At 69.0% G+C, this 13,370-nt stretch carries 16 protein-coding genes; 9 read left to right on the forward strand and 7 right to left on the reverse strand.

The window, feature by feature from the left end:
- Positions 1-86: 86 nt before the first annotated feature.
- From aspS to DT073_RS14760, 6 genes are all read left to right on the forward strand, one after another.
- The gene (aspS, locus tag DT073_RS14735) at positions 87-1,427 is read left to right on the forward strand and encodes an aspartate--tRNA(Asn) ligase (protein WP_124294073.1); all 1,341 of its coding nucleotides are present in this window, start codon (positions 87-89) and stop codon (positions 1,425-1,427) included.
- Between the two features lie 153 nt (positions 1,428-1,580).
- Complete coding sequence (locus DT073_RS14740) at positions 1,581-2,729, forward strand: ABC transporter substrate-binding protein (protein WP_124294074.1); 1,149 nt, start codon at positions 1,581-1,583, stop codon at positions 2,727-2,729.
- A gap of 38 nt (positions 2,730-2,767) precedes the next feature.
- A complete protein-coding gene (locus DT073_RS14745) occupies positions 2,768-3,682 on the forward strand; it encodes an ABC transporter permease subunit (RefSeq protein WP_205782950.1) in 915 nt (304 codons plus the stop codon).
- Positions 3,679-4,518, forward strand: coding sequence for an ABC transporter permease (locus tag DT073_RS14750; protein WP_124294076.1), 840 nt, complete (start codon positions 3,679-3,681; stop codon positions 4,516-4,518). The genes DT073_RS14745 and DT073_RS14750 overlap by 4 nt, the downstream gene beginning before the upstream one ends.
- Entirely contained in the window at positions 4,515-5,639 is a 1,125-nt protein-coding gene (locus tag DT073_RS14755) for an ABC transporter ATP-binding protein (protein WP_124294077.1), read from the forward strand. Before DT073_RS14750 ends, DT073_RS14755 begins: the two co-directional genes overlap by 4 nt.
- A gap of 94 nt (positions 5,640-5,733) precedes the next feature.
- Positions 5,734-6,918 carry a mechanosensitive ion channel family protein gene (locus tag DT073_RS14760; RefSeq protein ID WP_124294078.1) on the forward strand — a complete coding sequence of 395 codons (1,185 nt, stop codon included), beginning with the start codon at positions 5,734-5,736 and terminating at the stop codon, positions 6,916-6,918.
- 1 nt (position 6,919) lies between these two features.
- Here DT073_RS14760 and DT073_RS14765 read toward each other — a convergent pair whose 3' ends face one another.
- The 5 genes from DT073_RS14765 to DT073_RS14785 form a co-directional block, all read right to left on the reverse strand.
- Positions 6,920-7,177, reverse strand: coding sequence for a glutaredoxin family protein (locus DT073_RS14765; protein WP_205782951.1), 258 nt, complete (start codon positions 7,175-7,177; stop codon positions 6,920-6,922).
- A gap of 83 nt (positions 7,178-7,260) precedes the next feature.
- The gene (locus tag DT073_RS14770; protein WP_124294080.1) at positions 7,261-7,554 is read right to left on the reverse strand and encodes a rhodanese-like domain-containing protein; all 294 of its coding nucleotides are present in this window, start codon (positions 7,552-7,554) and stop codon (positions 7,261-7,263) included.
- Between the two features lie 88 nt (positions 7,555-7,642).
- Positions 7,643-7,741, reverse strand: coding sequence for a 30S ribosomal protein bS22 (locus DT073_RS14775; protein ID WP_003792170.1), 99 nt, complete (start codon positions 7,739-7,741; stop codon positions 7,643-7,645).
- An 82-nt stretch (positions 7,742-7,823) separates the two neighbouring features.
- Positions 7,824-8,015, reverse strand: coding sequence for a helix-turn-helix domain-containing protein (locus DT073_RS14780; protein WP_124294081.1), 192 nt, complete (start codon positions 8,013-8,015; stop codon positions 7,824-7,826).
- A 136-nt stretch (positions 8,016-8,151) separates the two neighbouring features.
- Complete coding sequence (locus tag DT073_RS14785) at positions 8,152-8,565, reverse strand: ArsR/SmtB family transcription factor (protein WP_124294082.1); 414 nt, start codon at positions 8,563-8,565, stop codon at positions 8,152-8,154.
- A 69-nt stretch (positions 8,566-8,634) separates the two neighbouring features.
- Between DT073_RS14785 and DT073_RS14790 the strand changes: the two genes are divergently transcribed.
- The 3 genes from DT073_RS14790 to DT073_RS14800 all read left to right on the forward strand — a co-directional run bounded on the left by DT073_RS14790 (position 8,635) and on the right by DT073_RS14800 (position 11,274).
- The gene (locus DT073_RS14790) at positions 8,635-10,071 is read left to right on the forward strand and encodes a TrkH family potassium uptake protein (protein ID WP_124294083.1); all 1,437 of its coding nucleotides are present in this window, start codon (positions 8,635-8,637) and stop codon (positions 10,069-10,071) included.
- Complete coding sequence (locus DT073_RS14795; protein WP_124294084.1) at positions 10,064-10,735, forward strand: potassium channel family protein; 672 nt, start codon at positions 10,064-10,066, stop codon at positions 10,733-10,735. Before DT073_RS14790 ends, DT073_RS14795 begins: the two co-directional genes overlap by 8 nt.
- Before the next feature lie 161 nt (positions 10,736-10,896).
- Positions 10,897-11,274 carry a nuclear transport factor 2 family protein gene (locus DT073_RS14800; RefSeq protein WP_124294085.1) on the forward strand — a complete coding sequence of 126 codons (378 nt, stop codon included), beginning with the start codon at positions 10,897-10,899 and terminating at the stop codon, positions 11,272-11,274.
- 12 nt (positions 11,275-11,286) lie between these two features.
- Here the strand turns inward: DT073_RS14800 and DT073_RS14805 are convergent, their stop codons facing one another.
- Entirely contained in the window at positions 11,287-11,982 is a 696-nt protein-coding gene (locus DT073_RS14805; RefSeq protein WP_205782952.1) for a potassium channel family protein, read from the reverse strand.
- Positions 11,975-13,339: a TrkH family potassium uptake protein gene (locus DT073_RS14810; RefSeq protein ID WP_124294086.1), complete on the reverse strand. Its 1,365-nt coding sequence runs from the start codon at positions 13,337-13,339 to the stop codon at positions 11,975-11,977. The genes DT073_RS14805 and DT073_RS14810 overlap by 8 nt, the downstream gene beginning before the upstream one ends.
- Positions 13,340-13,370: the final 31 nt, after the last annotated feature.

The raw sequence follows: 13,370 nt of genomic DNA on the forward strand, positions 1-13,370 counted from the left end.
GTGCGCTGGCCGCCGGGAGTGTTTCGGGGTATCCCCCGTCTCCCCGGCCCGGGAGGCTGCGGCGCCGCGGACTAGACTCGACCCTCGTGAGTGAACGCGTGCTGGTGGAAGAACTGCAGGGTCGCGCCGACGGGCCGGTCACCGTCTCGGGCTGGGTCGAGACCGTCCGAGACCAGAAGAAGGTGCAGTTCGTCATTCTGCGCGATGAGACCGGGGCGGTGCAGCTGGTCAATCCCGCCACGCGGCCGACGGAGGAGCCGTCGGAGCAGGATGCTGCAGCGCTGGCCCTGACCGAGACGATCTCGGGCCTTGCCACCGGCACCTTCCTGACCGTCCAGGGGGAGCTCAAGCACGATGAGCGCGTGAAGCTCGGCGGGGTCGAGGTCAAGATCGGCTCGCTCGCCATTGCTTCCGCGGCGCTGCCGGAGACCCCGATCGCCGCCGACAGCGGCATGGACAAGCGCATGGACTGGCGCTTTCTCGACCTCCGCCAGCGCCGCAACAACCTGATCTTCCGCGTGCAGACGACGCTCGAGCACGCGATGCGGTCGTACTGGGTGGAGCGCGACTACATCGAGATCCACTCCCCCAAGCTCATGGCGAGCCCGTCGGAGTCGCGCGCCGAGCTGTTCCAGCTGGAGTACTTCGGCGACCAGACCGCCTACCTCGCTCAGAGCCCGCAGCACTTCAAGCAGATGGCCCAGGCCGCCGGATTCGGCAAGGTCTTCGAGATCGCCGACGCATTCCGTGCCGACCCCTCGTTCACCAGCCGCCATGCCACCGAGTTCACCTCGATCGACGCCGAGATCAGCTGGATCGACTCCCACGAAGACGTCGCTGCGATGCAGGAGGAGCTTCTGGCCACCGCGATCGCCGCGGTGAAGGACAAGCACGGCGACGAGATCCGCGACCTGTTCGGCATCGAGGTCGAGGTGCCGGCGGTGCCCTTCCCCCGCATCCCGCTCGCCGAGGCGCGCGAGATCGTCGCCGCCCGCGGGTACGAGATCCCCCGCGCCGACGGCGACCTCGACCCCGAAGGCGAGCGTCAGCTGTCGGCCCACGTGAAGGAGACCTTCGGCCACGACTTCGTCTTCGTGACCGACTACCACGCCGAGATCCGGCCGTTCTACCACATGCGCGACGAGGAGACGGGGCTCACCAAGAGCTACGACCTGCTGTATCGCGGCACCGAGATCACCACGGGCGCGCAGCGCGAGCACCGCGTCGAGGTGCTCGAGAAGCAGGCGGTCGAGAAGGGCCTCGAGCTGGAGGGTCTGGAGCACTACCTCGACTTCTTCCGCTACGGCGTTCCTCCGCACGGCGGCTTCGGCATGGGCCTCGCACGCGTGCTCATGCTTCTGCTCGGCGAGTCTTCGATCCGCGAGGTCACGTTCCTCTTCCGCGGTCCGACCCGCCTGGCGCCGTAACGCATCCCCCGCGAACCCGTCACCGGGCGCTCACCGATCGTTCACCTCGGCCGGTGCGCCCGGTAACCGGGCGCTTCTAGGTTCCTCTCGTCCCCCGCATCGCACGCGCTTCGGCGCGACACGGCGGTGCGCTCACCCGAGAGGAACAACTCCATGTCACGCACCCCTCGCCCGGCGTCGCGCACGCTCGCCGTCCTGGCCTTGGCCACCGCCGCTGCGGTCATGCTCGCCGGTTGCGGCGGCGCCGCCGCCGGTTCCGGCGACGCCTCATCCGACTCCGGGGTCGACGCCGCCACCGCGACGAGCCTCGAAGACTTCGGGACGTTCGAAGACCTCGAAGAAGCCGCCAGGGCCGAAGGCCAGCTGAACGTCATCGCGCTCCCCCGCGACTGGGCGAACTACGGCGAGATCATCGACCTGTTCGCGGAGCGCTACCCCGAGATCACCATCAACGAGCAGTCGCCCGACGCCTCCAGCGCCGAAGAGATCCAGGCCGCCGAGACCAACCAGGGCCTCGACACCGCCCCCGACGTGTTCGACCTCGGCCTCACCGTGGCGCTGCAGAGCACCGACTACTTCGCCCCGTACCAGGTGCAGACCTGGGACGACATCCCCGACGAGCTGAAGCACCCCGAGGGCCTGTTCGTCGGCGACTACGGCGGCTACATGTCGGTCGGCTACGACTCGTCGCGCTTCCCCGCCCCCGAGAGCATCGAGGATCTCCTCGGTGACGACTACCGCGGTTCGGTGGCACTGAACGGCGACCCGACCCAGGCGGGCGCCGCGTTCGCCGCCGTGGGGCTCGCGACGGTGCAGACCGGCGGCGACCTCGACGACTTCCAGCCCGGCATCGACTTCTTCTCCGAGCTCAACGCCGTCGGCAACCTGCTGAAGCTCGACGTGACCTCGGCGACGGTCGCCAGCGGAGAGACCCCGGTGGTGTTCGACTGGGATTACCTCAACGCCGCGCACGCCGCCGACAACCCCGCGTGGGAGGTCGTCGTCTTCCCCGGCACCGGGTACGCCGGTTACTACAACCAGGCGATCAACAAAGATGCCCCGAACCCCGCCGCTGCCCGCCTGTGGCAGGAGTTCCTCTACAGCGACGAGGTGCAGAACCTCTGGCTGAAGGGGGGCGCCCGCCCCGTGCGCATGGACGCCATGATCGAAGCGGGCACGATCGACGAGGAGCTGGCGGCGGCCCTGCCCGAGGCCCCCGAGGACACCGTCGTGCCGACCGAGGAGCAGAGCGCCGCGGCCGGCGAGCTCCTCGGCCAGGAGTGGGCAGCGGCGATCCAGTGACAGGAGCCCCCGCTCACGCCGGGGAATCACCCGCAGACGTGACGAGTGCTGCCGCGCCGGAGCCCCAGGTTCCGGCGCGGCAGCGCCGCGTGCCGCGGAACGCCAGGGTCCGCGAGTGGTCGTGGCTGGGTCTGACCCCGTTCGCCCTCTACGTGCTGCTCTTCCTCGCCCTCCCCACGATCCTCGCCATCGCCTCCGGGCTCTTCGACGGCGACAGCGCCTTCACCCTGGCGAACATCGCGGCGCTCGGCGACCCCGTGATCATCACCACGTTCGTCAACTCGACCGGGATCTCCCTCCTCACCGCGATCGTCGGCGCGGTCGTGGGGGCGGCGGTCTGCTACGCGTTGCTCGGCCTCCCCGACACCGGCGTCATCCGCACGACGGTCGACGCGGCATCCGGCGTTCTCGCCCAGTTCGGCGGGGTCATGCTCGCCTTCGCGATGATCGCGACGATCGGCACGCAGGGGATCGTCACGCGCTTCCTGCGTGATGCCCTCGGCATCGACATCTTCGCCGACGGCGCGTGGATCTACGCCCTTCCCGGGCTCATCCCCGCCTACCTCGTCTTCCAGATCCCGCTGATGGTGATCACGTTCATGCCCGCCCTCGCCGCGCTCCGGCCGCAGTGGTTCGAGGCGCACCTCACCCTCGGCGGCACCCGCGGCGGGTTCTGGCGGCACGTCGGCTTCCCCGTGCTCGCTCCGTCGTTCCTCGCCAGCCTGCTGCTGCTGTTCGCCAACGCGTTCTCGTCCTACGCCACCGCTGCGGCGCTCGCGAGCCAGGGGTCGCAGATCGTGCCGCTGCAGATCCGGGCCGCGCTGACGAGCGAGACCGTCCTCGGCCGCGAGAACCTCGCCGGCGCCCTCGCGCTCGGCATGATCGTCGTCGTCGCCGTCGTGATGTGGCTGTACTCCCTCATCCAGCGTCGGACGGCGAGGTGGCAGGCATGAGAGGCATCGCCCCCTCACCGGTCGTCCGGTGGCTCATCGGCCTCGTCGTCGGGCTCGTCTTCGCGGTGCCCTTCGTCGCCACCTTCCTGTTCACCCTGTCTTCCCCCGCCGGCGGCGTGTACACGTTCGAGCGCTGGCTGTCGGTCTTCGATCCGGCGAACGCCGCGAGGTACGCGCCGATCTGGACGGGGCTCGGCAACTCGCTCGTCCTCGCCGCGGTGACGGTCCTGATCGTGCTGTTCCTCTTCACCCCGACGATGGTGCTCGTGGCGCTGAAGTTCCCGAAACTCCGGCGCGGGTTCGAGTTCCTCGCCCTCCTGCCCATCACGATCCCCGCCATCGTGCTCGTCGTCGGGCTCGCACCGATCTACCTGCAGATCGGTCGCACCCTCGGCACCGGCGCGTGGACGCTCGCCTTCGCGTACGGCATCCTCGTGCTCCCCTTCACCTACCGCTCGATCCAGGCCTCCATCGACGCCGTCGACGTGAAGACCCTGGCCGAAGCGGCACGAACGCTCGGCGCCGGCTGGTTCACCGTGCTCCTGCGTGTGATCGCGCCGAACCTGCGTCAGGGCCTGCTCGCAGCATCCCTCATCTCGGTCGCCGTCGTCCTCGGCGAGTTCACCATCGCGTCACTGTTGAACCGGCAGGTGCTGCAGACGGGACTGGTCGTCATCAACCGACAGGATGCGTACGCCGCGGCCATCTTCACGCTGCTCGCCCTCGCCTTCGCGTTCGTGCTGCTGCTCATCATCGGGCGCGCCGGCCGGATCGGCGCCTCCGTCGCCTCCCGCCCCGCTTCGCCCCGCCGCACCCTTCGAAGGAGCCGTTCGTGACCACCTCCGACACCAGCCCGCGCACTCTCCCCGCCACGGCCGACAACGCCCTCCTCGCCGAGGCGGGCACCGGCACCCGGGTCGAGCTGCGCAGCGTGGTGAAGGACTACGGCCCGACCCGCGTGCTGCACGGCGTCGACCTCGACATCGCGCCGGGTGAGTTCGTCTCGCTCCTCGGCCCCTCGGGATGCGGCAAGACCACAGCTCTCCGCGTCCTCGCAGGCCTCGAGCGGGCGACCGAAGGGCACATCCTGCTCGGCGGCAGCGACGTGTCATCCGTCCCCACCAATAGGCGCGACATCGGCATGGTCTTCCAGTCGTACTCGCTCTTGCCGCACCTGCGGGCGCTCGAGAACACCGCGTTCGGGCTGCGCCGACGGGGGGTGGGGAAGAAGGATGCCGCGGCGCGCGCGGCCGACGCGCTCGACCTCGTGGGGCTCGGGCATCTGGCCGACCGTTTCCCCCACCAGCTCTCGGGCGGCCAGCAGCAGCGCGTGGCCCTCGCCCGCGCCCTCGTCACCGAGCCGCGGGTGCTGCTGCTGGACGAACCGCTGTCGGCCCTCGACGCGAAGGTGCGGGTGCAGCTGCGCGACGAGATCCGCCGCATCCAGCTGCGCCTGGGCATCACCACGGTCTTCGTCACCCACGATCAGGAGGAGGCCCTGGCCGTCTCCGACCGCATCGCGGTGATGAATGCCGGTCGCATCGAGCAGATCGGCACTCCGGAAGACCTGTACCTCCGGCCGGCGACACCGTACGTCGCGGCGTTCGTGGGGGTGTCGAGCGTCGTGCCCGGCACGGTCGCCGTCACCGGCGACGCCGTCGAGGTGTGGGGTGTGCCGCTGCCGCTGCGCCTCATCGAGGGTGCCGCTCCTTCCGCGGGCGAGGTCGAGGTGTTCCTGCGGCCCGAGAACGTGCGACTCGCCGCGGCGGACGAGGCAGGGGTCGACGCGGTGGTGCAGGAGAGCACCTTCCTCGGGAATTCCCGGCGCACCCTCGTGCACACCGCCGACGGGTCGCTCGTGCAGGTGCAGCACCCGGTGGCAGAGCGGGTCCAGTTCGGCGACCGGGTGCGGATCGCCTTCGCGTCGGAACCGGTGGTGGTGCGACCACGGGCGTGAGGTCAGCCGCCGGCCGGTGAGCGGATGCGGGGATCCCATCGGCCTGTCGCCTAAGGTGGTCGTTCCGCCGACTACCCGAACGGAGGGCCCTCTCATGTGGCAGGAATGGTTGCAGTTCGCCATCGCGATCGCCGTTGCGGTGATCGGAGCCATCGCCGTCGCCCTGATCGTCACCGGCGCGATGCGCCTCTTCGTCCGGAAGCGGCAGTGGCCGGCATCCCTCATCACTCGCGCGCGCCGGCCGTTCCGCGCGTTCGTCCTGGTGATCGCCCTGTGGATCGCTATCGCCGTGACCTTCCCCGATCCGGCGTGGAAACCCGCGCTCAACCACGCGATGACGATCGTGACGATCATCGTCGGGGCGTGGCTCGTGGGGGCGCTGGTGCTTTTCCTCTCCGACCTCGCTCTCGGTCGATACCGCATCGACGTGCCCGACAACCGCGTCGCGCGGCGGATCCGCACGCAGACGCTGATCCTCCGGCGCCTCGCCATCGCGATCATCGTGGTGCTCGCGGGCGGGGCGATCCTGCTGACCTTCCCCGAGGTGCGCGCGGTGGGGGCGAGCGTGCTGGCGTCGGCCGGTATCGCGTCGGTCATCGCGGGACTGGCCGCTCAGTCGGTGCTGGCGAACATGTTCGCGGGCATCCAACTCGTCTTCAGTGAGGCGCTGCGCGTCGATGACGTGGTGGTCGTCGAGGGCGAATGGGGCCGGGTCGGTGAGATCACGCTCAGCTACGTGGTGCTCGACCTGTGGGACGAACGGCGCCTGGTGCTGCCGTGCACGTACTTCACCACGACGCCCTTCGAGAACTGGACCCGGCAGGGCAGCGCGCTTCTCGGAGCCGTCGAGCTCGACGTCGACTGGCGGGTGTCGCCCTCCAGGATGCGCGACCAGCTCACCCGCGTCGTCGCGGACAACGACCTGTGGGACGGACGCACCGCGGTGCTGCAGGTCACCGATGCCGTCGCCGGCTTCGTGCGAGTGCGCATCCTCGTCTCGGCCGTGGACGCCCCCACCCTGTTCGACCTGCGCTGTGCCGTCCGCGAGGCGATGGTCACCTGGATGCAGCGGACCATGCCCACCGCGCTTCCGACCCAGCGGGTGCTCCTCACCGAGGCCGAAGGCGAGACCGCCGAAGCCGAAGAGCCGCGCCCCGACACCGGCGGGCTCTTCACCGGGAGCGCCGAGGCCGTCGAGCGCGCGAGCGCGTTCACGCAGGCGATCCCCGTCGTCGGCGCGACGGCCGACGGTGCCGACGACGGAGACCCAAGGAGCTGAGTCAGGACTGCTTGGCTTCGCGGAGCGCCGTGCTGAGGCGATCGGCCGACACCCGCCAGTAGGTGTGGAGCCGCCCGTCGATGAGCACGACGGGGATCTTCTCCCACCATTCGGCGTGCAGCGCGGGGTCATCGACGATCGAGCGGTGCTCGACGATGACCTCATCCTCGGGGAAGTCGGCGACCACGGCCTCGACGACGCCCTGCGCGACATCGCACAGGTGGCAGTCGGGCTTTCCGATGACGGTGAGGGTGGTCACATCCGCCATTTTACGGCGGTGTGGGAGGGGCGGGGCGGTCGACGGAGCGGATGCCCCGGAGCGGCGTCACCCGCACCGCGGCGTCAGCGCTCGAGCGGGAAGCCCGCCTCGGCCCACGCCGTCGTGCCGCCCTCGACGTTGGTGGCGTCGTAGCCGCGCGCCTCGAGCACCTCGACGACGCGCGCCGAGCGCCCGCCCAGGGCGCAGACGACGCGGAACGGCCCGTCGGGCAACTCGTCGATCCGCTCACCGAGTGTCGACATCGGCAGGTTGACCGCGCCGGGCACGCGCCCTTCGGCGAACTCGTGCTCCTCCCGGACGTCCACGAGGGGGAGGTCCGGGTTCTGCTGCAGTTCCTGAACGGTGATCGTCTTCATGCTTCCTCCGAACGCCGGATGACGGGGCGGACCGCGCGACCAACACGAAGCGCCCGTCCATCGGACAGGCGCTCGGTGTCGGTGCCGCTTACTTCTTGTTGCGGCGCTGGTGGCGAGTCTTGCGAAGCAGCTTGCGGTGCTTCTTCTTCGCCATGCGCTTGCGGCGCTTCTTGATGACTGAACCCACGGAAACCTCACTATGTCGGGGTCTGATCGCACGGGCATGCGCGATCGGGAACGGGCAAAAGCGGAAAATGCCTCGGGTCAGTCTAGCCGACGTCGGCGATCGGCCGCTGCAGGGCCTCGGTGACGGCCGATTCGGGCACCCGGTAGCTGCGTCCGAACCGGACAGCGGGGAGCTCTCCGGCATGCACGAGGCGGTAGACCGTCATCTTCGACACCCGCATGAGCTCGGCCACCTCGGCGACGGTGAGGAAGCGGACATCCGGCAAATCAGCCACGGTGCCCCCTTCCGGCGCTCGGCTCGCCTTTTGCAGTTCTGCTGGGCCTACTTTATGGGGTCGCCGCGACGCGTGTAAACCCGTGTGACTGATGAGATCCGCGCGGCGGCCCCGTCGCCCCGGTGGACCGGGATGCTCAGCGTCCGGGCAGCTTCTTCAGCGCGTTCGCGACGGCGTGCTGAGCGGATGCCGCCGCCCGCCCGACGAGCTCCGCCGCGTGCGCCGCGGGCTCGGGCAGGGAGATCAGCGCGGCGGCGTCGGCGGCGACGAGCTCAGGGGTGTCGAGGAAGGGCACGAGCCAGTCATCGATCTCGTCGAGGGGCGCCGCCAGCAGGCTGTAGTAGCGGTGCTGGCCGACCTCGCGCACCGAGACGAGGTGCGCCTCGCGCAACACCTTCAGGTGCTTCGAGACCGTCGGCTGGCTGACACCGAGGGCACTGACGATCTGCGACACGCTCGTGCCGTTCTCACCGGCGGTGGAGCGATCGAGCAGGAGCCTGAGGATGTCGCGTCGCGTCCCGTCTGCGATCACGTCGAAGATGTCCGCCATGGCATTAGGTTAGTGCCGCCCAGCGGCGGAGTACCATGACTGAGGTTTTCTCGGCGAAAGGGGCGGCGCATGCCGACGGGCCAGGCACGTGCGGCGTGGCGTCGAGTCCTCGCCGTCGGCGAACGCGCCTGGGACGCGCTGCGCAACCTCACCACGTCCTCCCCCGCACGCTTCGCCGTGCTGGTGTTCGCGTCGCTGATCCTCGTCTTCACCGCGCTCCTGTCCCTGCCCGCGGCGACCTACGGCGAGCGGCTGTCGTTGGCTGACGCGCTGTTCATGGCGGTGTCGACGATCTGCGTCACAGGTCTGACCACTGTCGACATCGCCACGACCTTCACCCCCCTCGGCCTGGTGATCATCTTCATCGGTGTCAACATCGGCGGCATGGGCGTGCTCACGCTCGCCTCGATCCTCGGCCTGATCATCTCCAAACGACTGGGACTGCGCGCCAAGCTCATCGCCGCCAGCGACACCAACCCGCTCCGCAGCCACGGCGGACCCGTCAACGAGGGCCAGGCGGTGCGGCTCGGCGAGGTCGGCCAGCTGCTGCGCACCGTCGCCCTCTCGACACTCCTGATCGAAGCGGCCGTCGCGATTGCGCTGTGGCCGGCGCTGGTGTTCGCCGGCGTCGGCCCGCTCGAGGCCCTCTGGGAGGCGCCGTTCTATGCGGCGATGGCCTTCACCAACACCGGGTTCACCCCCAACGTCGGAGGACTCGAGCCGTTCGCCGACGACTACATCCTGCTGACGATCCTGATGATCGCGGTCTTCCTCGGCAGCATCGGCTTCCCCGTCATCTACGCCCTCTGGAAGAACGTCTGGCACGTCAAGGCCTGGTCGCTGCACACCAAGCTGACTCTGATCACGACGGCGGTGCTGTTCGTCGCCGGCGCCGCGGCCTTCCTCACGCTCGAGTACGACAACCCCGGAACCTTCGGCTCGATGGACGCCTGGGACACCACGTTCCAAGCCTTCTTCCTTTCGGCGATGACACGCTCCGGCGGGTTCTCGGTCGTCGACATCGGCGAACTCAACGGCTCGTCGCTCGTGGTCGGGTCGATGCTCATGTTCGTCGGCGGAGGTTCCGCGTCCACGGCGGGCGGCATCAAGGTCACGACCTTGGCCGTCCTGGCTCTCGCGGTCTGGTCGGAGGCGAAGGGCCGCCAGTCGGTCGAGGTCTTCGGGCGTCGCATCCCCAGCGACGTGCAGCGCGTGGCCCTGTCGGTCGTGGCGTGGGGCGCGACGATCGTCGCTCTGTCGACGATCACCATCGCGCAGATCACCAAGGCACCGGTCGACGAGGTGCTCTTCGACGTCATCTCGGCGTTCGGCACCGTGGGCCTGTCGACCGGCCTGACGATGGAGCTTCCCGACTCCGCCGTGTACGTCCAGGCGCTCACCATCTTCATGGGCCGCATTGGTACAGTGACACTCGCCGCGGCCGTGGCCGCGTCATCCCGTTCGCAGCTCTACTCGCTGCCCGTGGAAAGGCCGATCGTTGGGTGATCGCATCAGGGGGGACGCGCCCGTCCTCGTCATCGGGCTCGGACGCTTCGGCGCCGCCTGCGCCGGCGAGCTCGACCGACTCGAGCGAGAAGTCCTCGCGATCGACGAGAGCCTCGAGCTCGTGCAGAAGTGGTCGGACCGGGTCACCCACACCGTCCAGGCCGACGCGCGCAACATCGATGCACTGAAGCAGATCGGCGCGCAGGACTTCCAGGTCGCCGTCGTCGCGGTCGGGTCGCTCATCGAGGCATCCGTCCTCATCACCGCCAACCTCGTCGACCTGAAGGTGCCGCAGATCTGGGCGAAGGCGGTCTCGCAGTCCCACGGCAAGATCCTCGCCCGCGTCGGCGCGAACCACGTCATCTACCCCGAGCGCGAAGCCGGCGAGCGCGTCGCCCACCTCGTCAGCGGACGCATGCTCGACTTCATCCGCTTCGACGACGATTTCGTGCTGGCCAAGATGTACCCGCCGAAGTTCATCCGCGGCGTGGGCCTGAACGAATCGGGCGTGCGCACCAAGTACAACGTCACCGTCGTCGGGGTGAAGAGCCCCGGCAAGCCGTTCCGCTACGCCGAGGCCAACACGGTCGTCACCAACCACGACCTCATCATCGTCTCGGGCACCAACTCCGACATCGAGCGGTTCGCGGCGCTCGACCGCTGATGGGGATCGTCCCCAACTCCTGCAGAACTCCGCAAGAATCGGCTGAAACCCGTGTGGAACCGGTTGCAACGGCGCCGCGGCGCACGGTTTGCAGGAGTTAGGCACGCGCCGGACTCGTCAACCCGGTGGCAGGTGTCGCGGGGTGGGGCCAGAATGCCCGCATGACCGACAGACAGCAGACGGATGCCGCGGCGCGCCGCTTCATCGACAGCTACCTCATCGCCTGGCGCTCGAATGAGCCCGACGACATCCGGGCCCTCTTCACCGAGGACGCCGTGCTGAGGTTCGAGCCGTGGACGACGGCGTTCACCGGTCACGACGCGATCGTCGCCGAATGGCTGCGACGACGGGACGAACCCGACTCGTTCACCTTCACCTGGGACGTGGTGGGCATCGACGGCGACCGCGCGTTCATCCAGGCGGAGACGGCGTACACGGGTGGCCGGAGCTACAGCAACCTCTGGGTGATCGACCTCGCCGAGGACGGCCGGGCTCGGTCGTTCGTCGAATGGTGGATGGACCGCTCGAAGACCAGTTGATCCGCGCGGCGGTCAGCGCAGCTGCGCGAACGACTCCACGCGCTGGGTCGGTCCGACGATGAGGATCGCGTCGCCGTCCCCGACGACGGTCTGCCCGTCGGCGTTCTGCCACTCATGACCCGCGCTTTTGAACGCGGTCACGGTTATGCCGTGCGTCTTGCGGATCGAGGTCTCCCCCAGCGGCACCCCGCGGATGAAGGCGGGCGGCGCGATCTTGGCCAGGGCGTACCCCGGCTCGATCTCGAGGTAGTCCATCGCGGCGCCTCGGACGAGGTGCGCGACTCGCCGCCCCATGTCGTTCTCGGGGAAGACGACCCGGTGCACGCCGAGCTGGGAGAGGATGCGGCCGTGCTGGGCGTTCTCGGCTTTGGCCCAGATGACCGGCACCTTCAGGTGAAGCAGCAGCGACGCGGTGAGGATCGACGCTTCGATGTCGTGCCCGATCGAGACCACCACCCGGTCGAACTGGTCGACGGCGAGCTGGCGGAGGACCTCCTCCTTCGTCGCGTCCGCGCGCACCACCTGGGTCAACACGCCGTTGAACGACTGCACGATCTCTTCGTCGCGATCGATGCCGAGCACCTCGGTGCCGGTGAGCATGAGCTCCTCAGCCAGAGCGCTGCCGAAGCGGCCGAGGCCGATGACGGCGACGGAGTCGGCCTCGGCGATGCGCCGGGACGTGTCGCTGAAGAGCGAGAACTTAGCCAATGGCGGGCCTCTCTTTCGGAAGTTCGTAGAGCACGCGCCGCTCGCGCAGGGCGAGGGCGGTGCCGAGCGTGAGCGGTCCGATCCGGCCGAGGAACATCAGGATCACCAGGATGACCTCGGCGGCCGGTGGCAGCGTGCCAGTGATGCCCGTCGACAGCCCCACCGTGCCGAACGCCGACACCGCCTCGAAAAGGACGCGGTCGAAATCGAGGTCCGTGATGAGCATCAGCGCGATGACGGCCGTCATGATCGCGGCGATGGCCATCAGCACCACCGCGATCGCCTGCCGGTGCACCGCCCGCGACAGCCGCTTGCCGAAGACGTTCACGGCCCCCTCGCCGCGGAGCTCGGTGAGCAGGATGAAGAAGAGCACCGCGAAGGTGGTCACCTTGATGCCGCCGGCGGTGCCGGCTGGCCCGCCGCCGATAAACATCAGCACGTCCATGCCGACCCAGGTCTCGTCGCGCATCAGGCCGATGTCGACGGAGTTGAATCCCGCGGTGCGGGTCTGGACCGAGTGGAAGAACCCGATCAGCAGACGCGACATCGGATCGTAGGCGCCGAGGGTGTCGGGGTTCGACCACTCCAGCGCGGTGATGAAGATCCATCCCGCGACGAGGAGCACCGCGGTGGCCCAGAGCACGATCCGGGTGTTCATGCTCCAGTGCAGGGGTCGGCGCCACTCCCGCCGCAGCTGCATGATCACGGGGAACCCCAGACCACCGAGGATGACCGCAGCGCAGATGGGCAGGCAGATCCACGGGTCGGCGGCGAAGCCGATGAGGTTGTCGGTGTACAGCGCGAAGCCGGCGTTGTTGAACGACGACACGGCGTGGAACAGCCCGTGCCAGGCCGCCTCGCCGGGCGAATAGGCGTACCCCCAGAGGAAGCGTGCGAAGAGGAAGACGAAGACGACAGCTTCCACGGCGAGGGAGATCAGCACGATCCCGCGGATCGCAGTCCGCACGTCGGCGAAGCCGACGGCGCGGGATTCCGCGGCGGCGTTCAACCGCGACCGCACGCTCACCCGACGAGCCAGTACCAGGCCGATGAGCGTCGCCATGATCATGATGCCGAGACCGCCGAGCTGGATCAGCAGCATGATCACCACCAGTCCGAACCCGCTCCAGTGCGTCGCGGTGTCGACCACGGTGAGCCCGGTCACCGCGACCGCGGAGGTCGCAGTGAACAGTGCGTCGTAGAAGTCCGTCCACTCGCCCCGTGCTGACGAGATCGGCAGTGCCAGCAGTCCGGTGCCCGCGAAGATCGCGCCGGCGAAGCCGAGCGCGACAGCCTGCGGCGGCTGGAGACGGATCCGGCGGCCACGGCGGGTGGGCGCGGTGACGCGGGTCGACACGGCTGTGTAGCCTACGCCGTTCCGCAGAGCG

This window comes from Microbacterium sp. ABRD28, assembly GCF_003850245.1.
In the GTDB taxonomy this organism is placed as follows: domain Bacteria; phylum Actinomycetota; class Actinomycetes; order Actinomycetales; family Microbacteriaceae; genus Microbacterium.